The sequence below is a fragment of the Verrucomicrobiota bacterium genome (assembly GCA_019247695.1).
GTDB lineage: Bacteria > Verrucomicrobiota > Verrucomicrobiia > Chthoniobacterales > JAFAMB01 > JAFBAP01.
This window is the reverse complement of the sequence record JAFBAP010000110.1, coordinates 19,397-43,460: the sequence shown is the minus strand read 5'-3', so window position 1 is coordinate 43,460 and position 24,064 is coordinate 19,397. Positions and strand designations below refer to the sequence as shown.

Annotated in this window: 23 protein-coding genes; 17 read left to right on the top strand and 6 right to left on the bottom strand. The window is 61.1% G+C overall.

The annotated features are described in order from the left end of the window. From JO015_12820 to JO015_12795, 6 genes are all read left to right on the top strand, one after another. Window positions 1–152: FliA/WhiG family RNA polymerase sigma factor (locus JO015_12820; GenBank protein ID MBV9999980.1), on the top strand; the 152-nt coding region annotated here is incomplete at its 5' end. Between the two features lie 41 nt (window positions 153–193). Continuing rightward, a complete protein-coding gene (locus tag JO015_12815; GenBank protein MBV9999979.1) occupies window positions 194–598 on the top strand; it encodes a hypothetical protein in 405 nt (134 codons plus the stop codon). Between the two features lie 92 nt (window positions 599–690). Continuing rightward, window positions 691–897, top strand: coding sequence for a carbon storage regulator CsrA (csrA, locus tag JO015_12810; GenBank protein ID MBV9999978.1), 207 nt, complete (start codon window positions 691–693; stop codon window positions 895–897). Window positions 898–1,012: 115 nt separating this feature from the next. Beyond that, window positions 1,013–1,465 (top strand): hypothetical protein, encoded by a 453-nt coding sequence (locus JO015_12805; protein MBV9999977.1) that lies wholly within the window; start codon window positions 1,013–1,015, stop codon window positions 1,463–1,465. Window positions 1,466–2,175: 710 nt separating this feature from the next. Further along, a complete protein-coding gene (locus JO015_12800; GenBank protein MBV9999976.1) occupies window positions 2,176–4,626 on the top strand; it encodes a PAS domain S-box protein in 2,451 nt (816 codons plus the stop codon). A gap of 687 nt (window positions 4,627–5,313) precedes the next feature. Beyond that, entirely contained in the window at window positions 5,314–5,823 is a 510-nt protein-coding gene (locus tag JO015_12795; GenBank protein ID MBV9999975.1) for a hypothetical protein, read from the top strand. A gap of 262 nt (window positions 5,824–6,085) precedes the next feature. Here JO015_12795 and JO015_12790 read toward each other — a convergent pair whose 3' ends face one another. Next, window positions 6,086–7,168, bottom strand: a complete 1,083-nt coding sequence (locus tag JO015_12790) for a sugar-binding transcriptional regulator (protein MBV9999974.1) — start codon at window positions 7,166–7,168, stop codon at window positions 6,086–6,088. Window positions 7,169–7,788: 620 nt separating this feature from the next. Here JO015_12790 and JO015_12785 point away from each other — a divergent pair. Together JO015_12785 and JO015_12780 are read left to right on the top strand one after the other, a co-directional pair. After that, the gene (locus JO015_12785) at window positions 7,789–8,883 is read left to right on the top strand and encodes an alcohol dehydrogenase catalytic domain-containing protein (protein ID MBV9999973.1); all 1,095 of its coding nucleotides are present in this window, start codon (window positions 7,789–7,791) and stop codon (window positions 8,881–8,883) included. Window positions 8,884–8,993: 110 nt separating this feature from the next. After that, window positions 8,994–9,455, top strand: coding sequence for a cyclic nucleotide-binding domain-containing protein (locus tag JO015_12780; protein MBV9999972.1), 462 nt, complete (start codon window positions 8,994–8,996; stop codon window positions 9,453–9,455). Window positions 9,456–9,751: 296 nt separating this feature from the next. Here the strand turns inward: JO015_12780 and JO015_12775 are convergent, their stop codons facing one another. Continuing rightward, window positions 9,752–10,138, bottom strand: coding sequence for a response regulator (locus tag JO015_12775; GenBank protein ID MBV9999971.1), 387 nt, complete (start codon window positions 10,136–10,138; stop codon window positions 9,752–9,754). Window positions 10,139–10,421: 283 nt separating this feature from the next. Here JO015_12775 and JO015_12770 point away from each other — a divergent pair, with 283 nt between their 5' ends. The 8 genes from JO015_12770 (at window position 10,422) to JO015_12735 (ending at window position 18,426) form a co-directional block, all read left to right on the top strand. Then, complete coding sequence (locus tag JO015_12770) at window positions 10,422–11,540, top strand: NAD-dependent epimerase/dehydratase family protein (protein ID MBV9999970.1); 1,119 nt, start codon at window positions 10,422–10,424, stop codon at window positions 11,538–11,540. 70 nt (window positions 11,541–11,610) lie between these two features. Continuing rightward, window positions 11,611–12,732 carry a glycosyltransferase family 4 protein gene (locus JO015_12765; protein ID MBV9999969.1) on the top strand — a complete coding sequence of 374 codons (1,122 nt, stop codon included), beginning with the start codon at window positions 11,611–11,613 and terminating at the stop codon, window positions 12,730–12,732. A gap of 68 nt (window positions 12,733–12,800) precedes the next feature. Then, window positions 12,801–13,805, top strand: a complete 1,005-nt coding sequence (locus JO015_12760; protein ID MBV9999968.1) for a glycosyltransferase — start codon at window positions 12,801–12,803, stop codon at window positions 13,803–13,805. After that, window positions 13,802–14,893 (top strand): glycosyltransferase, encoded by a 1,092-nt coding sequence (locus tag JO015_12755; protein ID MBV9999967.1) that lies wholly within the window; start codon window positions 13,802–13,804, stop codon window positions 14,891–14,893. Before JO015_12760 ends, JO015_12755 begins: the two co-directional genes overlap by 4 nt. A 32-nt stretch (window positions 14,894–14,925) precedes the next feature. Further along, window positions 14,926–16,059, top strand: coding sequence for an inositol-3-phosphate synthase (locus JO015_12750; GenBank protein MBV9999966.1), 1,134 nt, complete (start codon window positions 14,926–14,928; stop codon window positions 16,057–16,059). A 16-nt stretch (window positions 16,060–16,075) separates the two neighbouring features. Continuing rightward, window positions 16,076–16,843, top strand: a complete 768-nt coding sequence (locus tag JO015_12745; protein MBV9999965.1) for a TIGR04290 family methyltransferase — start codon at window positions 16,076–16,078, stop codon at window positions 16,841–16,843. Further along, window positions 16,809–17,750 (top strand): beta-xylosidase, encoded by a 942-nt coding sequence (locus JO015_12740; GenBank protein ID MBV9999964.1) that lies wholly within the window; start codon window positions 16,809–16,811, stop codon window positions 17,748–17,750. The genes JO015_12745 and JO015_12740 overlap by 35 nt, the downstream gene beginning before the upstream one ends. Window positions 17,751–17,757: 7 nt before the next feature. Next, entirely contained in the window at window positions 17,758–18,426 is a 669-nt protein-coding gene (locus JO015_12735) for a UdgX family uracil-DNA binding protein (GenBank protein MBV9999963.1), read from the top strand. Between the two features lie 228 nt (window positions 18,427–18,654). Here the strand turns inward: JO015_12735 and JO015_12730 are convergent, their stop codons facing one another. The 4 genes from JO015_12730 to JO015_12715 are packed head-to-tail and all read right to left on the bottom strand — an operon-like array spanning window position 18,655 to window position 22,633. Further along, window positions 18,655–19,680: a GNAT family N-acetyltransferase gene (locus tag JO015_12730; protein ID MBV9999962.1), complete on the bottom strand. Its 1,026-nt coding sequence runs from the start codon at window positions 19,678–19,680 to the stop codon at window positions 18,655–18,657. Further along, window positions 19,677–20,741: a glycosyltransferase gene (locus JO015_12725; GenBank protein MBV9999961.1), complete on the bottom strand. Its 1,065-nt coding sequence runs from the start codon at window positions 20,739–20,741 to the stop codon at window positions 19,677–19,679. Before JO015_12725 ends, JO015_12730 begins: the two co-directional genes overlap by 4 nt. A gap of 28 nt (window positions 20,742–20,769) precedes the next feature. Further along, window positions 20,770–21,558 carry a nucleotidyltransferase family protein gene (locus tag JO015_12720; GenBank protein MBV9999960.1) on the bottom strand — a complete coding sequence of 263 codons (789 nt, stop codon included), beginning with the start codon at window positions 21,556–21,558 and terminating at the stop codon, window positions 20,770–20,772. A gap of 16 nt (window positions 21,559–21,574) precedes the next feature. Beyond that, window positions 21,575–22,633 (bottom strand): glycosyltransferase, encoded by a 1,059-nt coding sequence (locus tag JO015_12715; GenBank protein MBV9999959.1) that lies wholly within the window; start codon window positions 22,631–22,633, stop codon window positions 21,575–21,577. 138 nt (window positions 22,634–22,771) lie between these two features. On the opposite strand from JO015_12715, the gene JO015_12710 reads away from it, so the two are divergent. Continuing rightward, window positions 22,772–23,788, top strand: coding sequence for an ADP-heptose--LPS heptosyltransferase (locus JO015_12710; GenBank protein MBV9999958.1), 1,017 nt, complete (start codon window positions 22,772–22,774; stop codon window positions 23,786–23,788). Window positions 23,789–24,064: the final 276 nt, after the last annotated feature.

Below are 24,064 nucleotides of genomic sequence, written 5' to 3'. Positions count from 1 at the left end.
TGCAAAAGAAGGTGCTGGCCATGTACTACTACGAAAACCTGCGGCTGGCCGACATCGCCGCCGCCTTCGGGCTCACCGAGTCGCGCATCTGCCAGATCCACACCCAAGCCGTCAAACAGCTGCGCGCTTACCTCCAGAGCGTCATGGCTTAACGGTGGACACAGCTTGCGAGCTTGAGCTTTGCCTTTAACCTATGGATTCAACCCTGGCCTGGAACGACCTGGTGGCCGCGCTGAGGAATGAACTGCAGGAGAACGGCGGCCTGATCCGATTGTTGAACCAGCAAACCAAGGCCCTGTACCGGTACGACAGGGACGAAAATACCCGTCTGGAAGACCAGATCCGCAGCCAGATCCGGATCGCCATTCGCTGCCGGCAATCCCGTGAGACGATCCTGAGGCAGACCGCCAGCAGCCTTGCGCTTGGGGAGGAGGCTTCCTCTGAAACGATTCTCGCTCACTTTCCGATGTACGTGCAACCTTTGCTTGAGGCGCTTTGCACTGAAGTGGAGTGTCTGAACGGGCGCTTAGTTGAGAGGCTCCGGCAGAACCAGCAGCTCAAGGAACATTTCCTGACTGAAATCACACCGCGCTCTTAAATGCAGGCGGCCGATGCCGATGATGCTTTAAACGCTTCGGAGGGTCCGAGACCTGTGGATGAAGCTTCTCTTTAAACCTGAAAGTACAGCAGATGTTAATTCTATCCCGCAAGGTCAACGAAGAACTTATCATTGGGGACTCCATCCGGTTGAAGGTGACTCGGATTGACGGTGACGTTGTCAAGATTGGCATCGAAGCGCCCAAAGAGATTCCGATTTTCCGCACGGAAATTTATCCGGGCCGCGACCAGTCCCAACACCGCCCGAATGGCTCCGGTCGCTCGGATCAAATCAGGTAGATTACGCCTTAATAGCGGGCGGGATCTTTCGATCGGATACGGGGCTCCTTACCGCAGCCGGTGACCCGCCGGACGTTGATGGGAATCCCGCCGCTTATCTATCCCCATTCGCGCCATGAAGGTCGGTGATCCTGTTTTCATCATTTCCTACAAGCCGGGGCTGGAGCCCGGTACTCGCGCGCGGATCGTTGCGCTGGATGGCTCAGACGCGTGGGTATTGGTTAGTTCATCGGCGGACCAACAAGTGCTCCCGGTGCGGACCTGGGACCTGCTGCCTGCCCGAACTTACGGGTGCGCCGTGCTCCACGTGGTCTGCGAAACCATTCGAAGCCTCCAAATCGACAGCGGCTCGACCTTGCTGATGACGCCCGAACAACTCGTGCGCAAGCTGGTCGAGCACGGCTTGAGCCGGCAGATAGCTCACCAGTGCGTCGAACTTTGGAACCCGGGACAGGAAACCGCATCGCCCCTGCCGATCCGGGAATGGCTCCGGCGGATCAGGCGCCACTACAGCCAAGGGACCAGCTTACAGCGCAGCGGGCAGACAGAGCAAAGGGTTGAGGCTTGACCCGGCCCTCCAGGAAACCTGCATCACCACTCATCACCGTTCGGCTCCGGCTTTCCTTCATCACGACGAGCGGCTTCGGAGGGCGCCAGGTTTGTCGTGCTCTGCGAGGCCGGCCTCGTGACCTCAGAAGCGGAGGAGTCCGAGGAGAGAGTTGAGGGTTCGACACGTTTTAGACGTCCGGTCAGAAGATCATGAAGATGCTCGCCGGCAGCCGGTGAGATCAGGACGTTCGGTGCGGCGTCAAGCCGGGGTGGAGGGAATAGGTTCCGATCACCCAGGAAATGGAAATAGATGAAGGCAACCACGTGATAATTTGTCGCTTGACGATTTAAGTTCAATGCCCGGCGGCTCCGGGCTGCGTTCCTCCGCCATGTCAGGACGCGACTCTTGCGGCGGAGCGTACCCGGACCGTTTCTAACCGCACCGGCCTTCTTCTTTCTTGCGCGTTGGCGGGGCGCTTTGTCAATCCAATCGGATGACCGCTCGCGAACTAATTTTTCTAGTGGATTCAATAATACCCTTATAGTGTCGTAGGTAATAGACATTATGGAGAGGCAAGCCCATATTCTGCTTCCCCGCGCGTCGCGTTCGCCGGAGCACTCAGTAGTATGCTCCGGCCCATCGGTTCAGCCCCCGCTCCGGGTTCCTGGACCGGTCGATGCCGCGAATCCGGTGCTTGCGTTCCCGTGTGCGAGCCGATTTCAGGAATTATGAGCGAGCCGGATGGAACTTTGGTTCAAGAGGGATTCCGCGACGCGGATGTTTCGAAGGCGGTTGAGCAGTTTCTGGCTGGGCGCTGCTCTTTGCTGGGCCTGGCAGGTGACGAGATCCGCCTGTCGGCCCGCACCCAACCGGAACTGGGCGAGAGCGAGGAGGTGCTGCGCCAAGCCGCAGATCAGCAGCGTGCAATATTTGACGCGCTGCCGGCCCGCATCGCCGTGCTGGATTCTGAGGGAATCATCCTGGCCGTGAATGACGCCTGGCGCCGTTTCGCGCAGGAGAATCCCTTTGCGGACCCCCAGGCCGACGTGGGCCAAAATTACTTGAACATCTGCGACCGGGTACAAGGGGACGAAGCCGGCCCGGCACGGATGGTGGCGGACGGCATCCGTGCCGTGTTGTCGGGTCAGACCCCGGATTTCACCTTGGAACACACGTGCCATTCACCCGGTGAAGAACGGTGGTTCCGGCTCGTGGTGCGTCCCCTCACCATCGGGCGCATAAGAGGCGCGGTGCTCGTACACGTCGACATTACCTCGCCGCAGGCGATGCAGGAGCGGATCCGCCGCAGCGAGCAGGTGCTGCGAACGGTCATTGAGGCCAGTGAGGACGTCATCTGGGAACGGGACCTGGTGACCGGAGTGATCACTTGGCCGGACCGCCAGGTTGAAGAAATGCTCGGCTACCCGCCCAGCCAGTTGCGTTCTTTCGAAGAGCTTTTCACTTTGGTGCATCCCGACGATCGAGACCGCATGCAGCAGGGCTTGAGCGCGCACCTGGCCACGCAGGTCCCTTATCGGGTTGAGTTGCGCATGCAACGCAAGGACGGCAGCTACGGCCATTTTATTTCGGTTGCGAAAGCTCTCCGGGACGCTCACGGCACGCCGGTGCGGTTGGTGGGCTCGCTGCGCGACGTTACGATGCAGCGTCAGGCCGAAGCGCGCGTAAGCGAGCAGGCGGCCCTGTTGGATAAGGCTCAGGACGCCATTCACGTCAAAGACCTGGAAGGCCGCCTGGTGTACTGGAACCGGAGTTCCGAACGCGTTCATGGCTGGAAAGCGGACGAGGTGCTGGGGCGTTCGGCCGCGGACTTCCTCTACGTTGACGGCGCCCAATTTGCCGAGGCGCGCCGGGCGTTACTGCAGAAAGGCGAGTGGACCGGCGAAACAGCCAAATGGACCAAAGACGGCCGTCGCCTGACCGTGCGCACCAGTTGGACGCTGGTCCACGACGCCCAAGGCCAGCCCAAAGCCATTCTGTCGATCAACACCGACGTAACCGACCGCAAACGGCTCGAAGCGCAATTTTTTCGGGCGCAACGGCTGGAGAGCCTGGGCACGCTGGCCGGCGGCATCGCCCATGACCTCAACAACGTGCTGGCGCCGATGCTGCTGGCGATTGAGGCGCTGCAAGCGAAGGTGTCCGACCCGGAAGACCGCGAGTTTCTGGAGTTGCTGGAGCACAGCGCGCAGCGGGGAGCGGCGATGGTACGCCAGGTGTTGAGTTTTGCCCGCGGGGTTGAAGGCCGGCGGATACCCATTCAACCGCGAGAGCTGCTGCATGAATTGGATAAAATCCTCAGCACCACTTTTCTGAAACAGATTCAGATTCATCTGCGTGTGGGGCGTGATACCTGGTCCGTGGTCGGCGATTCCACGCAATTGCAGCAGGCGATGCTCAACCTGTGCGTGAACGCGCGCGATGCGATGCCGACGGGCGGCCTGCTGACGCTCTCGGCCGAGAACGTGGTGGTGGACGAAGCCCACGCGGCGATGCACCTGGACGCCAGACCGGGACCCTACGTTCTGTTTCGCGTCATCGACACCGGCACGGGAATCACACCCGAAATCCGCGAGAAGATCTTCGAACCGTTTTTCACGACCAAGGAGATCGGCAAGGGTACCGGCTTGGGCCTGTCAACGACGGCGGCAATCGTCAAGAGTCACGGCGGATTTATCAACGTCTATAGCGAGATTGGCAAAGGTACCACGTTCAGCGTGTATTTTCCGGTCGAGCACGAACAGGCCGCCGAATCGGATCCGGTGAGCGAATTAATCGATCTGTCGACTGCCAATGGCGAATTAGTGCTGGTGGTCGATGATGAAGTGGCGATTCGCGAAAGCACCCGGCGGGTGCTGCAGGGCGCCGGCTATCGGGTGCTCCTGGCGGGCGATGGTTCGGAGGCGCTGGCACTTTACGTGCAGCACCAGTCCGAGATTGCCGTCGTGGTGACCGACTTGATGATGCCGATCCTGGACGGGATCGCCACCATGCGCGCATTACGCCGGCTTAATCCCCAGGTGCGAATCATCGCCGTCACCGGCTTGGCCACCAAAACCCAGACGGCCGCGGCATCGGAAGCCGGGGCGAACGATTTTCTGGCCAAACCGTACACGGCCCGACCCCTTTTGCTGATGTTGCAGCGCATGCTGCATGCATAAGGAGCTCGGAGTTCGGAGTTCGGAGCTCGGAGCTCGGAGTTCGGAGCTCGGAGTTCGGAGTTCGGAGCTCGGAGTTCGGAGTTCGGAGTTCGGAGTTCGGAGTTCGGAGTTCGGAGTTCGGAGTTCGGAGTTCGGAGTTCGGAGTTCGGAGTTCGGAGTTCGGAGTTCGGAGCGGCAGCATGGGGGCGAGATGCCGATGTCAAGCTCCGGTTTCGTGGATCTTTTTCTGCGTTCTTCTGCGTGTTCTGCGGATGTTTCGGTCTTCGCACCGTGTGAACGTGACCCTCGCGGGAGATCGGACCCGGTTCTACGACGCCTCCGAGCTCCGAACCCCGAACTCCGAACTCCAAACTCTTTCCCCCTTCTTCCCGCCGTGGTCGCCGTGGCTCACCGTGTTCGCCGTGTGAACTCTCACGTTGTGCCCGTCACACCCGCTGTGGCCGCCGTGCGACCGTGTGAACTCTTACCATCCGCTGATCGGTACTTACGCGATCCTTAAGTGTGCGTGATCACCAAGAAGACGAGAATTTTGAAGACAGAGAGCAGGGGAGTGAGGTAGATCAGAGGTTTAATCAGCCGGCTGAGCAGCAGCCTTCTTCGTCCGATCTTTCGGGGGCGGACCGGAAACCGGAAACGGAGAAGGCGCCCTCTCAGCCGAAAAACCCCTAACCTGGTTCCCTTCCTTCTATGGCGAAAGAGATTCGAGCGATAATCTACAGCGAAGCCGACGTGGATCGGGTGATTCAGGCGCTGACGCAGGCAGGCATCAGACGCGAGCAGGTGCGCGTGGAGAAGCCCCCTCCGGCGCAGAATGCGCGTGAAACCAAATCCAAGGCGAAGAGTTGGAAAAAGGCCGGGCTCTATGGTCTGATCGCCGGCGCGATCATCGGCCTGCTCATCGGTCTCATCGGAGGTCACGCGTCAATGATGCGGCATTGGCTGCGTCCGGAAAACGCCGATTTCGGGCAGGTCGTCTGGCTGAACATCCTCTGCATCGTCTTTTTCGGCATTTTTGGTGCGCTCTTCAGCATCGGGATGAACAAGCTGGCGGTCAGCCCGGTCAACGAGAGTGCGGCAGCGGAGAGACCGATAATGATCGTCACGGCCAGTTCCGATCAGGAAGCGGCCAGAATCCATGACGCCCTGTTGAAGACTCAGGCGGCTGCACCGGTCCATCCGGCGGAGGTCAAGCACTGATGCGTTTTCACGCGCATTCGGAATTCTGCAGCAGACAATTTTATGTTAAGCACTGAAGACTACCCTGGCCCGACTCAGGATCACCCTGAAAAAGAGGACACGAACCAATCGGGCCAGCGGCCGCCGGCGGATAGCGGCAAGGCCGCGCCAAGCCCGCTCGAAAAGCGGCGGGAGCAAGCCCCTGAAAAAAAGGATGAGGGGCAATGATTGAGGGTTAGGCGTTGAGGCGGCCGCTGGGCCGTGGCCGGTTCAAATGCAAACGTCAGTTCCCTGGACTGGCCGGGGAAATGGCGTCAGGATTTGAGCCGGCTTTTTCGCGTTCGCAGTAATCGAGCACGTTGAGGGCTGTACGGTCGTCGATGATCAGAACGTGCAGCAGGCCGCTTCGCAAGGCGCCGACGATGGCTTGCGTTTTATCCAGGCCGCAGGCCACGGCGGCCACGTTCGGCAAGCGGCGCAGGTCCTGCCATGACAGCCCCACGGTGCGTTCCTCGACGTCGCCGGGCACCGGGCGTCCCAGCAGATCGAAGTAACGCGAAGAAATATCGCCGACGGCGCCCCGGGCCCGGAGCCGGTCGATGCTGGCCAGATCCAGAAACCCGGTCTGCAGGACCGTGGCGCCCGGTTCGACTTTGCCGATTCCTGCCATGAAACAGGATGCCTGACGGGCAACGTCGAGCGCGGCGCCGATCCCGGGGTCCGCAAGGAGAACGTCGCGCAGTTCCGGGCTGGCGACGATCGCCGGCACATAGAGATGGTACACGCGGGCGTGCAGTTTCTCGCCGACGAGCGACACCACTCGCGACGGGTTGAAAGTGCCGCCGCTGTTGAGCCCGCCCATGGACTGGGCCACCACGAGGCCTTCGACCGGCGTATCACTCAAGGCACGGGCAACCTCGAACATGGTTTGGCCCCAGGAAACGGCCAGGATCTGGCGGGGTTGCAAAACGGCTTCCAAATACAGCGCGCCGGTCTTGGCCACTGCACGGGTGACATCAGCCGGGGCATCCAGGCCGGAGGTGGGCACCACGAAGACCTCGCGCAGACCGAAACGCTGCGCCAATTGGGCCGAGGTTTGCAGCCGGCGCAACACGTCCAGGCGCAATGACACGGTCACCAGGCCGGTGGCGGCCGCCTGGCGCAGCAGCCGGCCGATGGTGGGCCGCGACAACCCCAGTTCCTGGGCGATCTGAGCCTGAGTCAGTTTACGGTGATGATAGAGCCAGGTGACCCGCGCCAAGGCGTCCTGTTCGTCCAGCAGAATAGTCCGAGCGGCTTTGTGGGCCGTCGGTTTGCGGCCCCGCTTGCCGCCCCCGATTTTGAGGTGGGTATCGTTCTGGTTCATTCTTCCCTCAGCTGCTCACGCCTGATCGGGTGTGGACCGTGGATGTCCATGCGCCGGCGCCATCAATCAGGGATAAGGTCCCTTCCATTACCAGGACGCCCAGTCAGGGCAAGGTTGCTCTTCACCGCGCGAGCTTTCAACCAAAAGCGTATCCGCGGCGGGCGCCGTTCATCGAAAACACAAGGTTGACCCGGTCAGGACGATTCACCCCGGCCGCCGGTACATGAAACGTTGCGTGCCGGACCTGGATTCGTGCCGATCCATGCACACCTCCGCGAACGCTGGTTGACCACCGCTTACCCGTGCAGCCCGGAGGCAAGCTCGAATCCCATATTCGGCTTGACGCACGGAACCCCTGGGCCTACACGGAAGTTAGTGACTGCCTACCCGGGGAGTCACTGCTTAGGTGCCTGTCTCCCCCGGCTGCCTCTTTGAGGAGCGAATTTCTGAACGTTCGAAAACCATCGTAACCGAGGAGTTAAATTCCTGGCCGGAAATGAATTGGGAGCCGGAGGCGACCCACAGGCCGCCTTTTCCAACCTGAAGGTAATCAAGCCGTGCCGATCCCTTCTGCCCGCCGCAGGCAACTCCTGACCGGACCATACCGAGAATCTATTATTATGAGCGCTGTAACCGATAAATTGCCGAAATCCATGGGCGCCGTGATCTGTCACGCGCCGGAAGACTATCGCCTGGAAGAACGGGATGTGCCGAAGCCGGGTCCCGGAGAAGTGCTTGTCAAGGTCAGGAGTACGGGGATCTGTGCGAGCGACATCAAATGTTATACCGGCGCCGCGATGTTCTGGGGTGACAAAAAGCGGGTCGGGTACTGTCAGGCGCCCGTCACTCCGGGACACGAGTTCGTCGGCGAAGTTGTGGCGCTCGGTGACGGCGCGGCCGAAGCTTACGGTCTGGCGATCGGCGACCATGCGGTCAGCGAACAGATCGTTCCGTGCTGGAAGTGCAAGTACTGCAAGATGGGGGCCTACTGGATGTGTGAAGTGCACGATATCTACGGTTTTCGGCAGCGGACTTTTGGGGCCTGGGCCGAGTACATGCTTTTCCCGGCCGGGGCCCTGAACTACAAGGTGCCGAAATCGCTTCCGTTGCATCACGCGGTCTTCATCGAGCCGCTGGCCTGTTCAATCCATGCAGTGGAACGGGGTGACATCCGGTATCAGGATACCGTCGTTATCGCCGGGTGCGGCCCGCTTGGGCTTGGGATGGTGGCAGCCGCCAAAATGAAGGGGCCGGAACGCATCATCGCTTTGGATCTGAGCGATGACCGGCTCGAAGTTGCCAAACGAACCGGTGCTGACCTCGGAATCAATCCGAAGAAGGAGGACGCCGTGGCCAAGGTGCGCGAGTTGACGGGCGGCTACGGCTGCGATGTGTACATCGAGGCCACGGGAGCTCCGCCGGCGGTCGAACAGGGTTTGCTCATGATCCGGAAACTTGGGACGTTCGTTGAATTCAGCGTCATGCGGGAACCGGTCACCGTTGACTGGACCATCATCGGGGACAGCAAAGAGCTTAATGTCCACGGGTCGCACCTTGGACCAAACTGTTATCCCGTTGCCATTCGCATGATCGAGCAAGGCTTGTTGCCGATGGACGAAATCGTGACGCACCGGTTGCCGCTCAGCGATTATCAGAAGGGGATCGATATGGTCTTGTCCGGGGTAACTTCCGTAAAGGTGACCCTCGAGCCGTAACCGGCGAAACATCACGTCGGAAACGCGACGAGCCGGGTGGCCGGCCGGTGATGATGGGCGCATCGTCCGCAGGACGGTTCCCGGCACGGCCGCCACGGCTTCCACGCCTTATGACCACAACCGAAGCGCGCCAGGATTTTCTCGAAACCATCCCGATCTTTGCCGGCCTCAACCGCGTCGCGCTGGCCGAAATCGCGCGGTCAGCCGGAGAAGCCGCTTTCCGTGCAGGCGAGATTATCGTCAGGGAGGGCGAGGCCGGCAACCGCATGTTCATCATCCGCTCCGGACAGGTGGAAGTGATCAAGCACCTGGCGCAACCCCATCAAACTGTCCTGGCGGTTTTGGGTCCCGGCAATTTCCTGGGCGAGATGTCCATCATAGAATGCGTGACCCGTTCCGCCTCGGTTCGAGCCCTGGAAGACACGGTTCTGTTTGCCCTCAAGGGCACTGACCTCTATCGCCTCTTTCAGGGCTACCCTGACCAGTACGCGATTGTGATTTTGAACATCGCGCGCGACCTCTCCCGGCGGCTGCGGATCGTGGACGAAAAATTCGCCGCGCTTTCCCATTAGCGGTCACACGGCGGACGCAGCGGGTGGGGCGGGCACAACGTAAGAGTTCACACGGCGAACACGGCGACCACGGCGGAAAGACAGAATTATCCGCAGAACACGCAGAGAACGCAGAAAAAAGATTATCGGACCCGGCGCCTCTTCATTTGTGGCATTCTCTGCCGCTCCGAACCCCGAACCCCGAGCTCCGAACGCTTCCTCTTCCCGCCGTGGTCGCCGTGTTCCGCCGTGGCGCCGTGTTAGTCTCCTCCGCTGTGATCGTGGTGTGACGTCGTGCCCGCCGTGTGACCGAATCCTTACTGCTTCTGCCGCCGCTGTTCGGCCCGTCGTAACGCGTCCAAAAGTTTATTGGGGGCAAACGGCTTGACGAGGTGATCCTGGTAGCCGGCCGCCAGGCTGCGATCCAGATCTGCCCGGGCGCCGAACCCGCTCATCGCGATGGCGTAGGCCTTCGTCTTAAGCCGGAGCTGCTGCAGGAGATTCCACCCATCGCCGTCGGGCAACCCGATATCACTGAGGATCACGTCAGGCTCTTTCTCTTCCACTTGCCTGATGGCCTCCTGCATGGTCCGCCCGACGCGGACTTCATGCCCGTAATGTTCCAGAAAGCGGCGTACGTAGGTGATGGTATCCTCGTGATTCTCAACGAGCAGAATGCTGAGGTGGCCAGTTTGTCTGGTCATACCTTGAACTTGCTTGGGATTGTTCGCCAATCTACAACCCATACGATTTGACTCCACCTCCCGTGAAGCTTTTTAACACGTCAAAGACGAGAATGCGACTGCTTTCGGAAAGGATAACTTTAGGTGGGCAACATGGCTTGAAGATCAATTTTTCCCTGCCTTGGCGCCGGGTAATGCCTTGTCCTTATGGCCATATCAGGGATACCCTGTACGTGCGCAGCTACTTACCTTCGCGAACAGCCCCACAGTAAACACCTTTTCTACCCATTCCCAATTACTTGTCATGTCGGGTCAAGTCCTTATCACTGGCGGAGCAGGCTTTGTTGGATCTCATCTCGCAGATGAATTGTTGGCGAAGGGTTACCGGGTCAGGGCCTACGATGCCCTCGTTCTGCAAGTGCACGGAGAGCGGTGTAAGCGGCCGCATTACCTCGCTGACGAGGTCGAATTGATCCACGGGGACGTACGGGACGCCAAGCGGTTGAAAGAGGCGCTTCGCGGGGTGGATTACGTGGTTCACTTCGGTGCAGCCGTAGGTGTGGGCCAGAGCATGTACCAGATCTGCAACTACACCGACGTGAATTGCCAGGGAACTGCCGCCTTGTTGGAAGCACTCTCCCAAAGTCCCGTCGAGAAGCTGGTCGTTGCTTCCAGCATGAGCATCTATGGGGAAGGGCGCTACCGCGATCGTAACGGCCAAACCGTGGAACCCACCGGAAGGTCCCGCCGCCAGCTCGAAGGGCGCCACTGGGAGGTCCTGGGGCCGGACGGCGGCGAGTTGACGCCCGTGCCGACGCCTGAATCAAAGTACCCCTCCGCCCCTTCGGTTTACGCGCTCACAAAATATTATCAGGAACGCATTTGCCTGACGGTAGGGCCCGCCTACGGGGTCCCGACGGTTGCCCTCCGTTTCTTCAACATCTTCGGCCCGCGGCAAGCCTTATCGAACCCTTACACCGGGGTGTTGGCCATTTTCGCCTCGCGTATCCTGAACGGGCAGCCACCGCTCATCAACGAAGATGGCCGTCAGCAACGCGATTTCATTTACGTCAAGGACATCGCCCTGGCGTGCCGCCTGGCGCTGGAATCACCGAACGTTGATAACGAGGTATTCAACGTCGGCAGCGGCAAACCTTACGCGATTTCGGATCTGGCCATGGATCTGGCCAGGCTGTTGGGGCACCCGGAACTTGAGCCGGAGATCACGGGTAAATACCGGGTGGGTGACATTCGCAACTGTTACGCGGACATCACCAGGGCGCGAACCCTCCTGAAGTTCGAACCCAGGTACGACCTGCGTTCCGGTCTGGAAGAGATGGTGCCCTGGTTGGACGGCCAGACGGCAAAGGACAACGTGGCGGAAGCTTTTCGGGAGTTGTCCCGGCGCGGGTTGACCGTGTAAACGTATCGCTTGCAGCCCGGTAAGCGTGCAGTGGCACGACTCACCCGTTCAGCGGCGGCTGCCGTCAGCAATGTTAAGTGCGCCAAGAAAAGTATTGATGACCGCGGATACCGTGGGCGGCGTCTGGACTTACGCCCTGGGTCTTTGCCGTGGTTTGGCGGCAAGCGGCTGCGAGGTGACCCTGGTGACTTTCGGCGCACCCGCCGGCGAGGCGCAACGGGCCGAAGTTGCCGAGGTTGCGGGCATCACGCTGGTTGAGACCCGGTACAAGCTTGAGTGGATGCCTGACCCCTGGTCCGACGTGGATGAGGCGGGCAGGTTCCTCCAGGGGCTTGCCCGGGCGGAAGAGCCGGACGTAGTGCACCTCAACGGGTACGCGCACGCGGCCTTGCCCTGGCCGGCTCCGGCGGTGGTGGTAGCGCACTCGTGCGTCTTCACGTGGTGGCAGGCCGTGCACGGCTGCCGGCCCCCTCGGGACGAATATGCTGAGTACGGGCGGCGCGTACGGGCCGGGTTGGACGCTGCCGGCGCGGTGGTCGCACCGACCCGGGCCATGCTGGCCGCTTTGCGCGACGCGTACGAGTGGATGGGTAGGGGTGCGGTGATCCCGAATGGCATCGAGTCTTCGGGTGTAACTCCCGGGCCGAAAAAGCCGGTCATTGCGTCTGCCGGGCGTTTGTGGGACGCCGCCAAAGGAATAAGCCTGCTGGAGAGCGTTGCGCCGAAACTACTTTGGCCCCTGGTTGTGGCCGGCGCCGGCCGGGAGGCGGACGCCGGGGAGACCCGGGTCGGGAACCTGCGGTTACTGGGACCATTGTCGCTTCGCCGGACGCGCGCCCTGTTCGCGGATGCCTCGATCTATGCGGCGCCCGTTCGTTACGAGCCTTTCGGCCTTTCTATCCTGGAGGCTGCCGGGGCCGGTTGCGCGCTGGTGCTCAGTGACCTCGCGTCCTTGCGCGAGAACTGGGACGGCGCGGCGGAGTTTGTCCAGCCACACGATCCGGCAGCCTGGCGGGACGCGCTGAACGGGTTGGCCGGGGATGAAGCCCGGCGCCGGCGGCTTGCCTCGGTCGCCATCCAAAGGGCACAGCAGTTTTCCAGTTCCCGTATGGTGACGCATTACCTCGAGCTCTACGGATCCCTGTTGAAACGGTCTGCCCCCGGCCCAATAACCGCAGGAGTCGTGGCGTGAGGATCGCCATTTTCGGTTCAAGCCTGGTGTCCGCGTATTGGAACGGCGCTGCGACTTATTACCGCGGCATGGTCAAGGCGCTGGCTGGCCGCGGCCATCGAGTGACGTTTTACGAGCCCAACGCGTACCAGCGCCAGGAACACCGGGACATCGAGCCGCCGCCCTGGGCGGAGGTGGTGGTTTACGAGCCGTCGGAGCAAGAGGCGGACCGGTTGGTGCGGGCGGCGCAGTCCGCGGATCTGCTGATCAAAACGAGCGGGATCGGCGTTCTGGATGATTTTTTCGAAGGGCGAATCCCGGCGGCCCGCACCGGCGGCAACCGGGTAATCTATTGGGACGTCGACGCGCCGGTTACCATTGCCCGTCTCCGGAGCGACCGGCCCGGACCGCTTCGGGCCACGCTGCCGTCATTTGACCTTGTGCTGACCTACGGGGGCGGTGACCCGGTGGTGAGGGATTACCTCAAATTGGGGGCGAAATCCTGCCACCCGATCTACAACGGCCTGGATCCCGAAACGCATCACCCGGTGGAGATGGACGGAAAATATGAGTGTGACCTTGGATTTTTGGGCAACCGTTTACCCGATCGTGAACAGAGGGTGGAAGGTTTCTTTTTCCGGGCGGCCGAGGTGAGCCCCGGCCTGCACCTGCTGCTGGCAGGTAATGGCTGGGCCGACAAACCGCGGCCGAAAAACGTCAGCTACCTCGGCCACCTGCCCACGGCGCTTCACAACGTTTTCAACTGCAGCGCACGGGCCGTTTTGAACATTTGTCGTAACAGCATGGCTGAAAACGGGTTCTCGCCGGCTACCCGGGTATTTGAAGCCGCGGGAGCGGGTGCTTGCATCATCACCGACGATTGGGTGGGCATCGAGCAGTTCTTTGCCCCGGAACAGGAGATTCTGGTGGCCCGCAACGGAGACGAAGTGGCCGGCCTGATGGAGAAACTCACCCCGGAACAAGCCCGGAACATCGGTGCACGGGCCCGGGAACGCGCGTTGACGCAGCACACCTATGCGCAGCGGGCCGTTCAATTCGAGGCGGCGGTGGCGGAGGGAGGAGGCCGGCCATGAGGGTCGTCATCCTGGGGTTATCAATCACCTCGGCATGGGGCAACGGACACACGGTGACGTTCCGGGCGTTGTCCAAAGCGCTGGTCGCCCGCGGCCACGAGGTGCTGTTCCTGGAGAGAGATACGCCGTGGTACCGGCCGTTCCGGGACGAGTTAAACGGCGCTTACGGCAGGATCGAGCTGTATCAGGATCTCGATACCCTGTTTACGCGTTTTGAAAACGACGTCCGCCAGGCCGATTGCCTCATCCAGGGGTCCTATGTGCCCCAGGGAGTTGAGGTTGCTCGATGGATTGCCCGTACCGGCAGCAACGGGTGCCGAATCTTCTACGACCTGGACACGCCGGTAACGCTGTCGAAACTGGAAAACGAGGACTACGAGTACCTTGCTCCGGAATTGATCCCGGCGTTTGATTATTACCTCTCCTTTGCCGGCGGTGCCGTCCTCGATAAACTGGCTAAGCGGTTTAAGGTGAAAAGGCCGGTCGCGTTCTGGTGCACCGTGGATCCGGCGGTCCATTACCCGGTGCAGGCCAAGAACCGCTGGGAACTGGGCTACCTTGGTACCTATAGCCCTGACCGCCAACCCAAGCTGGACGCGATGCTTTTCGGCACTGCGACGAAACTCCCGGGCCGAGCGTTCGTGGTGGCCGGTCCCATGTACCCGGAAACCACCATCTGGCCGCCCAACGTCCTTCACCTCGAACACGTCTCACCGGGTCAGCACCGGGATTTCTATGCGGCGCAACGGTTCACCCTGAACCTGACCCGCCAGGCCATGACGTCGAACGGTTACTCGCCAAGTACCCGGCTGTTCGAAGCCGCAGCGTGCGGCACACCGATCATCTCCGACCGGTGGCAGGGTATCGACCAGTTCCTGGAGCCCGGCCGTGAGGTGTTGATCGTTGATTCCATGGATGACGTGATCCGGATTCTGCGTGAACTGCCCGAGGGCGAACGCACCGCGATGGCTTCGCGGGCCCGGGCGCGCATTTTAGCCAGCCACACCGCCGAGCAACGCGTCATCGTTTTGGAGCGGCTTTTGGGGTGCAGCCCAGGGGCGCGGACGCTGAACAACCATCATCCTTAATCATCTTTGAAAAGGAAGGATTCCTTGAAGGCATGAGCAAACCGATTCGAACTGCTATTGTAGGCGTTGGCAACTGTGCTTCGGCGTTGGTGCAGGGCATCCATTATTATCGTGGCGTCACCAGTGACGATGTCGTGCCCGGCCTGATGCACGCCGACCTCGGCAGTTACCTGCCCCGCGACGTCGAGTTTTCCGCGGCTTTCGACGTTGACCTGCGCAAAGTGCGCCGTGACCTGAGCGAGGCGATCTTTGCCCCGCCCAATAACACGAGGCGCTTCGCGGAGGTTCCGCGACTCGGCGTTACGGTGCACCAGGGCAACCTGTTGGACGGGTTGGGCAAGTACCCGCGCGAGATCATCCCGGTCGATGCGCAGGCGTGCGATGACGTCGGCCGGATTCTCAATGACACCGGCACTGAAGTCCTGGTGTCTTATCTGCCGGTCGGCTCCGAGCAGGCGGCTGCCTGGTACGCCGAACGGTGCCTGGAGGCGGGCTGCGCTTTCGTCAATTGCATGCCGGTGTTTATCGCTTCATCGCCGGAATGGAAGAGGCGTTTCATCGAGGCCGGACTACCAATCATCGGTGATGACATCAAATCCCAGGTCGGGGCGACGATTCTTCACCGGCTCCTCGTGGATCTGTTCAAGAAACGCGGGGTGCACGTCGATCGGACTTACCAGCTCAATTTCGGCGGCAACACCGATTTCATGAACATGCTGGAGCGCGATCGCCTGGCTTCCAAGAAGGTGTCCAAGACCCGGGCCGTCACCAGCCAGATGGAAGGGCCGGTGGCCGCAAGCAACGTTCACGTCGGCCCAAGCGATTACGTGGAATGGTTGGAAGATCGCAAATTTTGCCACATCCGCATGGAGGGAAGCGGTTTCGGCGGTTCGCCGATCATGTGCGAGCTCAAGCTTGAAGTGTGGGATTCGCCCAATTCGGCCGGGGTGGTCGTCGATGCGATTCGCTGCGCGAAGCTGGCTTTGGATCGAGGCTGGTCGGGCCCGCAGATCGGGCCTTCCAGCTACTTCATGAAAAGCCCGCCGGTGCAGTATTCTGATGAGGAGGCGCGCCACCTGGTTGAAGCATTCATCGCCGGGGAGCAATGGGCGGGGCACACCCCGGCCGAGCCCAGCGGTGACGGCGTGAACCTCATGCGTGTTTAAGTTTAACAAGGAGATGATGGATACGGTTAAGAGTGATCCCGAAGTGGTGCGTCAGGAAATCGAGCGCCTTGGGGATTGGTTTCAGAACTTTCATTTAGGCGAAGTCCAGACGGCGCCGCTCCACCCCCTGGGCGATTATCCCGCCATCAAGTGGAACGGATTCCGAAGCGCGGTGCCCGAGCGGCTCGAGGGCGCGTCCGTGCTGGACATCGGCTGCAACGCCGGCTTTTACAGCTTCGAGATGAAAAAGCGGGGGGCCGGCCGGGTGGTGGGCATCGACACGGACGACCGCTACCTGCGGCAGGCTGAGTTCATGGCCGGCCAACTGGGGCTCGAGGTCGAGTTCAAACAGCTCTCCGTCTACGACGTGGGAGAACTTGGGGAGTCTTTCGATTACGTTCTCTTTCTGGGCGTGCTTTATCACCTGCGTTACCCGCTGCTGGCGCTGGACCTGATCCGCAAGCACGTCGCTCACGACGTGTTGCTGGTGCAATCCATGCTGCGTGGGTCCCCCGAGGTGCTGCCGCTGGAAAAGGATTACACCTTTTGGCAAACCGGGATTTTTGATCAGCCGGGCTACCCGCACCTCCATTTCGTCGAGCATTCCTATGCAGGTGACTGGACCAACTGGTGGATCCCGAACCGGGCCTGCCTCGAAGGGATGCTGCGCAGCGCCGGTTTCGAGCCGGTGGCGCATCCCGAGCCGGAAGTCTTTCTCTGCAAAGCCCGTACCCAAGAATTTTTCAACAATGATCGAAGCAGTCACCTTCTGGAACGAGCCTAACAACAAGTCGCATTGGGATTTCGAGGTTGACCCTGAGTGGCTTAAGTTCTCGAGGATGGTCGAGGCTGCTTCGAAGGCCGTCCGCGAGGTTAATTCGGACCTGACCCAGGTGCTCGGCGGCACCTCACCCATCGATCCTCAGTTTGCGTTACGGTTAAAGGGCCAGGGCGTCCTGGACCTTCTGGACGCATTCGGCGTACACGGTTTCCCGCTCGACTGGAACCATTGGCAGATCAACGAATGGCCGGAGCGCATCAAGGCCGTCGCGGAGGTTATCGATCCGGCCATCTGGGTCACCGAGGTGGGGGTCTCAACCTTCGGCGCCGACGAGGTGCAGGTGTTCGGCCTGGAGCGAACCGCGAACCTGTTGCGCGGCTGCGTGCCGAAGATTTTCTGGTACAGCCTGTTCGACCTGCCGAAAGCATGGCCGGCCACCACCCGTCACCGTGAGTCGGAAGGGTCCGCTTATTACCGCCATTTCTACATGGGATTGGTGCGCGAGGACGGTACGGAAAAGCCGGCTTACGACCTGTTCCGGCGGTTTACTCCCGATCTCGGTGTCTGCCAATGGTTCCATTTCCAGGACCACCGGCTGGATGAAGCCGTTATCCGGCTGAAGGAATTGGGCGTCAGGGATCTGCGGACCGGGCTGAGTTGGGCCGATTCATTCCGTCCCCAGGCCCTGGACTGGTTCGACCGGCAGATGGAAGCGCTCCAGGACTTCAACCTCACGATCACATTCTGTTTCACCCCCGAACACCTGGGCGAGGTTCCGCACCACACCAGCGCGCCGAAAGACCTGCAAACCTTCGCGACGTTCTGCTCGGAAATGGTCGCCCGCTACGCGCCGAGAAGGCCTTTTCAGGTTGCGCTCCAGGCGACCGGCGCTGCCGCGTCAGGCGTATAATAGCACGATGAGTGGTGAGTCAGGTCTGTTTGGTGCCACGGACGACGATCACCCGGAGATGCCGTCAAGTCTGGAGGAGCTCCGGGCGGCGGCTCGGACTTGCCGAAACTGCGACCTGTGGGAGCGGGCCACCCAGACCGTCTTCGGGGAAGGACCGGTCACGGCGCGGGTGATCCTGGTGGGCGAGCAGCCGGGAGATCATGAAGACGTAAAGGGCAAACCGTTTGTCGGGCCTGCCGGCAAACTGCTCGATGAAGCGCTCGCGCAAGCGAAAATCGACCGCTCGTTAACCTACGTAACGAATGCAGTTAAACATTTTAAATGGGAACCGCTCGGTAAACGGCGCTTGCACAAAAAACCGAATGCGAAGGAAATTGCGGCCTGCCAGCCCTGGCTGTTGACGGAAATCAAGCTGATCAAACCGGACGTCCTGGTCTGCCTGGGGGCCACCGCCGCAGGTTCGCTCTTCGGCTCCAAGGTAAAGGTTTCAACCCACCGAGGACGGCTCTTCGAGAGCGATTACGCCCCGCAGAACCTGGTCACCATTCACCCCTCGGCAATCCTCCGCGTGCCGGATCCACGGCTAAAGGAAGCCGAATTCGCGCGTCTGGTCGAGGACCTGACGCTGGTGAGCCAACACCTCAAAGGTAATCATCCGCAGATTGACGCCGATTAAGGTCACACGGCGGGCACAACGTAAGAGTTCACACGGCGAGCCACGGCGACCACGGCCGAAAGACAGAATCATCCGCAGAACACGCAGAGAACGCAGAAAAGAGAAAACATCCACAGATTGACACAGATTAAAGGGACACCGCAGGACGGCATCGGCGCCTCTTTATTTGTGGCATTCCCTCCCGCTCCGAACTTTACCCGACACGCGACACCCGGCACTCGACACCCGTTACCCGTTACCCGCCACTCGTAACTGTCTCCGGTACGTCTGGTGATCGCGTGCGCCCCAACGGTATTTGTAGGCTTCTTTGCCCCTTAAGAAGTCGAAGCACGCGGCCCCTTCGTTTACCGCGGCTCGCAACGCGACGTACACGGCAAAACTGCCCAGGCTCAGGTGAGACCAGCGCGGGTCATAACCGGCGATGAAATGGTAATAGTGCCCGTGGTGCAGGAAGCCGCAGGTAGCCGCGATCGGTTCGCCATTCAACCGGATCACGAAAAGACGGAGGAGGCCCGCGCGCATCAGTCCGGCGAAAGCGGCCCGAAAAAAACGCCGGTGATAATCGGCCCCGAAAATGCCGGGCCCTCCCGCGGTTTGCCATCTCGCAGTGTGAAGCGCGACTAACTCCGCGTAATCCGAAATCAGCGTGTCAGGGCCGGCTACGGAAACCTCGAGCAGTCCTTCGTCGTCCAGTTTGCGTCGTGCGCGCTCAAGGTCGCGACGGAGCCGTTTGGAGGCCGTCGCGAGCGCGTCATCGAGGCGTCTCGACCCTAACGCCAGGCGCGGACAACCTTCCTCGGGCAATTTCGCGTCTGAAACCGCTCCCGGCCAGGGCAGAAGGCACAGAGAGGCTTGAGGATCAAGGTCACGGAAATCAGCCGTCGTCCATTCCGAGCCGGATCGGGCCATGAAAACGCGGATCGCTTCAGCGGCGCACGGTTCCGCGCCCGGCCGAACGAGCGCGTCCAGGTAATCCGACACGCCGTTTCCGGCCAGGATGAGGCTCGCCGGACCGTCTGCGGTTCTCCACAGATAAAACGGCGCCAGCACCTTGAGTCGCGGACCCTGCCAGGCCGCCAGGATCCGAGGTTCCGGGATGGCCAACTCCCGGTAGAACGCCAGGATCCAGGCCGGGTGCTGGAACGGCGTTGCAAACCGGGCGCAACTCCACAGCTCGGTCCATGGCTCGACCAGGTCCTCCAAGGGGGCAATCTGGTCGAGAATTTCTACCCGGTGCCGGTTCGCGGGGATCATCCCTCAAAGGAAGAGGCAGACGGGGCATGAATCCGGACCCGGCCGTTTGCCAGGTCCGCGTAGGTATCGAAGTAGCGCTGAAGCATGCGAGCGAGGTCGAAACGGGTTGCGGCTGCGGACAGACAGTCAGCCGGATCGATACGGCTGACCCGGCCGATGGCTTCGGCCATTTCCTGAACGTCATGGACGAGGAAACCCGTGCGTCCGTGCTCGATCAAGGTTGGCAACGCACCTGAAGGATAGGCGATCACGGGCGTTCCGCTGGCCAACGCTTCCATGGCGACCAGGGAACTCGTTTCGGCCGCCAGGCTTGGCTGAAGCAGGCAGCGGGCACGCCGCAGCAGGGAAAACTTGGACTTTTCGTCCAGCGGACCGAGAAACCTCCGGTATTCATCCAGGCGCGGCGCCACCTCCTCCTCATAGTACCTTTGATGTTCGCGGTAGGAGTAAACCTCGCCGCCGAGAAAAAGCGGGACGCCCGCGGATTTGGCGGCATCCAGAGCGGCGTGCACGTTTTTCTCCGGGGCAATCCGGCTAAGGCAGACGGCGTAAGCATCGCGGTTGCGGCAGGGCGTTGTGATAGTCAACGGCACCCCGTTTTCGATGGTGGGCAGCAGATTTGGTAATGGCGGAAACGTGGCGCGCTGCGTTTCGGACACGCAGTGCAGGTACGTGCACGGCCGGCTGACAGCATTGAAATCGACGTGGTAGAACGTGTACGGCAGGTGCAGGGTCACCAGCACCGGAACACCGGGCTCAGGCAGGTAACGATCAAAATCAACCCCGTGGAGATGAACCACCTGTGGCCGGTGCCGTTCGATGAGTGCATTGAGAACCCCGGCGTACCGCCGGTAGTGGGCAACGCGAACGGAGTCATCAATCAACCCCTTTGGGTGCGATACCTCGGTGAGCATGCCTTGGGCGCGGGATCCATCCGCCGCAAGCACCAAAGAGTGGTGACCGGTCTCGACCAGGGCGTGATCGAGGCGGCTGAGGATCTGTTCGGCACCCCCGACAGCGTCCGGGCCGGCGGGCGCGAACGGGAACGCCACGTTCAGCACCGACAGGCGGGCGTCTGAGGATACAATCCTACCTCGGTGCATGCTCCGTCAATTCAGGGCCTTGGGTCACCGTCGACGCGGGCGAGGGTTGATGGTTAGCGCCCAACAGGCCGCATGCCTGGTGAAAACCTTCGATCGTCCCCACGTCGAGATATTGCGTCCCGGCCCGGATTCCAACCGCCTTCTCACCCTGGGCCAGCCATTCATTGACCAGCGTGCCAAGGTACTCATCCATGCGCCGGCGCCGCTCCCACAACTGGTGCAGCGCGTGGTAGACGTGCCCCGGCATTTTGATCGCCCCCCAGATCCATGGATTACGCGCTTGCGGATCTTTCACCTGAATGCTTTGCACTTCGTCGTTCTCAGCGGTATTAACCACGTCGAAATTCCACGGCGACTGCACCGGGAAAAGCAGAAAGGAGAGCGTGCCGTCAGGAAGCTGGCGATAACCATCCATCGGGAACCAAACGGTATCGGGTAATCCGATGAGTACCGTTTCGGCTGCCGGGATCAGTGGTGCGGGGCAGAAGACTGCGTCGCATAACCCGTTAGGCGTCCCTTGCACGTGATAGACGTAACGCACGTTGTCCCGGCCCGCGCCGTGGTAACGGAGAATATCGGTTTTGTAAGGGGAAATCACAAACGAGATGGTGTGAACGCCCCCGCACGCCATGCGTTCGACAATGAAGTCGCTGACCGCACGGGGCGCATTACGTGACGAGGCAGCTAACGTGGCGCCGACCGGCAGTAACTCTTTGGAAAAAGCCAATGGCTGGATGCGTTTACCTTCGCCTGCAGCTGGAATGATGCCCCACATAGGTCCGTGTTCTATCTTATGCGAAAAGGATCTGTTCCAAATCGCGGGCCCGGGCCTGCGAGGTGTGCTCCTTGAGCACCCGCAGGCGGCCGGCTTCGCCGATTTGTTGCAAGCTTGCCGGTGGAAGGCTCAGGACGGCAAGCACATCCTCGGTCGTCTCGGCCAGAAGGATCTCTTTACCCGGCAGGAAGAATCGTTCCAGCCCATCCCACACGTCGGACAGGATCGGCGCCCCGCACGCGGCCGCCTCGAACAGCCTGCCTGGTGGGCAATAGCCGTTTTCCGCCATGGCGCGGCGGGTCACGTTCAGAGTAAGCGCCGAAGAGCTGAAAAACGCCGGGTGATCCGGCGGCGCGAGGTGGGGAATAAAATAAATGTTCGGTGTCCAGGGAAACGTAGCCGGGTAGAGCGAGCCGGCCAGCAGGAATTTCTTTTCGACGCATTGTTTCGCCGGCGCCACAAAGAGACGCTCCAAGGCGGGCTGGCGGTCGGCGGCAAACGTACCCAGGTAAGACAGGTCCGAACGGTAGGCGGCGTTGAGGGCTACCGGACGATGCACCTCGGGGTCAGCGTGGCCGAAAAGGACGTGAACGTCGCGCGCCCTCAGGCGCTCAACCAGCGCGTTGAGGACCGGGCCCCCCGTGAAACTCAGCACCGTATCATACCGACGAAGACCGTCCGGCGGCAGGTAAGCCACCTCTTTACCTTCGGCCAGGCTTTGCAGCGTAACCGGCGTATCCATGTCGTAAAACGCCTTCTTTAGGCCGGGGTACGTCTCCGCCAATTCCAGGGCCGGATTGGCGTCAGGACAGAACGAAGTGATGATAACCGCGCCGGAACGCGCCAGGCGCTCCCGCGCTATTGGAACAAGCTGTTCCCAGGATGGGTAAAGCTGAAGTTCTCCATCGGGCCAGTGCTGCAGATCACGGTGCTGCGCGTAGTACGGTACGTCACGTTCAAAGAAAGTAACCTGATGTCCGCGCTCCGCCAAACCGCGGCAGAGACCCCGCCAGAGCGTAGCGTGCCCGTTTCCCCAGGAAGACGAGATCGTGAGGCCGAAAATCGAAACGTGCATGGGACTGGCAACTGCGGGTACAAGCACGACAAGATCGCGAGGTTCATCCGGCGAGACGGTAGGGATAATCTCTGTCCGATTTATCAGGTGGCCGTCCCATTGGCGACGCGGAACCTTGACGTTCTGACTCGGTTAAGTATGTCGCCTCTCATCCGCATGGACCATCAGGCACTCCAGGAGGAAGTCGGCCGTCTCTGGTGGCAGCATGCCATGGCCGGGGACCTCGAGCAAGCCTGGCGGCAAAGTGACCGCCTCCTGCATGCCCGCGTCGACCTGTCGCACCTGCCCCGGTTTTTCCGCCCGATCTGGGACGGGCGCCCGCTCTCAGGCGCAGACGTCTGGCTTAAATGCTGGCGCGGGCTGGGCGACGCAATCCATTACATCCGCTACGCGGCCCCCGTGCGTGCGCGCTGCACCCGGCTGATCGTTGAGGCCCCGGACGAATTGCACCGGCTGTTCGCGAAGGTGCCGGGAATTGATGAGCTTGTCGTGATCGACGAAGGGCGACGGATCGGCCCGGAGTTTGTCCAGATCGAATCCACGGAGTTGCCGTATGCCCTGCGGACCACCCTGGCGTCGATCCCGCAGACCGTACCTTACCTCTGGACAGAACCGGCCGGCCGGGTGCCGAACGACGGGCATCGAAATGTCGGCTTGTGCTGGGCCGGAGGCGATTACGACGCCCGCCGCCACGTGCCCCTGGCCGCGTTGGCGCCCCTGCAGAATGTGCCGGGAATCCGCTTCTGGCAGCTGCAGCGTGGCCCGGCCCTTGCACAAATCGCTCAAGCCGGATTCAGGTTTGAGAACCTCGGGGATGAAACCATGGACGTCTCCGCGACCGGTTCCCTTGTGGCCGAACTCGACCTGGTGATCACCATCGATTCGATGGTGGCCCATTTGGCAGGCGCTTCGGCAAAACCAGTCTGGACCTTGCTGCATGCAGAAGCCGATTGGCGTTGGTTCCGGGATCGGGACGACAGCCCGTGGTACCCGACGATGCGCCTCTATCGCCAAACAGTGGCCGGAGAATGGCGGGACGTGATCGAACGCACCGCCGCGGACCTGCAGAAAATGCCAGAAATGACAGTGAGTGTCGGGTGTCGGGTGTCGGGTAAAGTTCGAAGTTCGGAGCGGCTTCGCCCCACGGGTCCTTAATCTGTGTCAATCTGTGTAATCTGTGGAGGTTTCCTCTTTTCTGCGTCCTTCTGCGTGTTCTGCGGATGATTCTATCTTCCCGCCGTGGTCGCCGTGTGAACTCTTACGTTGTGCCCGCCATACCCGCCGTGCCCGTGGTGTGACCGTGTGAGCTCTTGATTTGTGGCATTCTTACCCGGGGGGTGCGAGGGGCCGACCCGCTGGAGCGGGACGGTCCCCCGACCATCTCGCGCGGTTACACTTGCATCGCAAGTTGTCGGTCCAGAACGGGATGAC

What these genes read in the sequence shown, in the direction of transcription:
- JO015_12815 (MBV9999979.1), top strand. Translation starts at nt 194, where the DNA reads ATGGATTCAACCCTGGCCTGGAACGACCTGGTGGCCGCGCTGAGGAAT.
- csrA (MBV9999978.1), top strand. Translation starts at nt 691, where the DNA reads ATGTTAATTCTATCCCGCAAGGTCAACGAAGAACTTATCATTGGGGAC.
- JO015_12805 (MBV9999977.1), top strand. Translation starts at nt 1,013, where the DNA reads ATGAAGGTCGGTGATCCTGTTTTCATCATTTCCTACAAGCCGGGGCTG.
- JO015_12800 (MBV9999976.1), top strand. Translation starts at nt 2,176, where the DNA reads ATGAGCGAGCCGGATGGAACTTTGGTTCAAGAGGGATTCCGCGACGCG.
- JO015_12795 (MBV9999975.1), top strand. Translation starts at nt 5,314, where the DNA reads ATGGCGAAAGAGATTCGAGCGATAATCTACAGCGAAGCCGACGTGGAT.
- JO015_12790 (MBV9999974.1), bottom strand. Translation starts at nt 7,168, where the DNA reads ATGAACCAGAACGATACCCACCTCAAAATCGGGGGCGGCAAGCGGGGC.
- JO015_12785 (MBV9999973.1), top strand. Translation starts at nt 7,789, where the DNA reads ATGAGCGCTGTAACCGATAAATTGCCGAAATCCATGGGCGCCGTGATC.
- JO015_12780 (MBV9999972.1), top strand. Translation starts at nt 8,994, where the DNA reads ATGACCACAACCGAAGCGCGCCAGGATTTTCTCGAAACCATCCCGATC.
- JO015_12775 (MBV9999971.1), bottom strand. Translation starts at nt 10,138, where the DNA reads ATGACCAGACAAACTGGCCACCTCAGCATTCTGCTCGTTGAGAATCAC.
- JO015_12770 (MBV9999970.1), top strand. Translation starts at nt 10,422, where the DNA reads ATGTCGGGTCAAGTCCTTATCACTGGCGGAGCAGGCTTTGTTGGATCT.
- JO015_12765 (MBV9999969.1), top strand. Translation starts at nt 11,611, where the DNA reads ATGTTAAGTGCGCCAAGAAAAGTATTGATGACCGCGGATACCGTGGGC.
- JO015_12760 (MBV9999968.1), top strand. Translation starts at nt 12,801, where the DNA reads ATGGTCAAGGCGCTGGCTGGCCGCGGCCATCGAGTGACGTTTTACGAG.
- JO015_12755 (MBV9999967.1), top strand. Translation starts at nt 13,802, where the DNA reads ATGAGGGTCGTCATCCTGGGGTTATCAATCACCTCGGCATGGGGCAAC.
- JO015_12750 (MBV9999966.1), top strand. Translation starts at nt 14,926, where the DNA reads ATGAGCAAACCGATTCGAACTGCTATTGTAGGCGTTGGCAACTGTGCT.
- JO015_12745 (MBV9999965.1), top strand. Translation starts at nt 16,076, where the DNA reads ATGGATACGGTTAAGAGTGATCCCGAAGTGGTGCGTCAGGAAATCGAG.
- JO015_12740 (MBV9999964.1), top strand. Translation starts at nt 16,809, where the DNA reads ATGATCGAAGCAGTCACCTTCTGGAACGAGCCTAACAACAAGTCGCAT.
- JO015_12735 (MBV9999963.1), top strand. Translation starts at nt 17,758, where the DNA reads ATGAGTGGTGAGTCAGGTCTGTTTGGTGCCACGGACGACGATCACCCG.
- JO015_12730 (MBV9999962.1), bottom strand. Translation starts at nt 19,680, where the DNA reads ATGATCCCCGCGAACCGGCACCGGGTAGAAATTCTCGACCAGATTGCC.
- JO015_12720 (MBV9999960.1), bottom strand. Translation starts at nt 21,558, where the DNA reads ATGTGGGGCATCATTCCAGCTGCAGGCGAAGGTAAACGCATCCAGCCA.
- JO015_12715 (MBV9999959.1), bottom strand. Translation starts at nt 22,633, where the DNA reads ATGCACGTTTCGATTTTCGGCCTCACGATCTCGTCTTCCTGGGGAAAC.
- JO015_12710 (MBV9999958.1), top strand. Translation starts at nt 22,772, where the DNA reads ATGTCGCCTCTCATCCGCATGGACCATCAGGCACTCCAGGAGGAAGTC.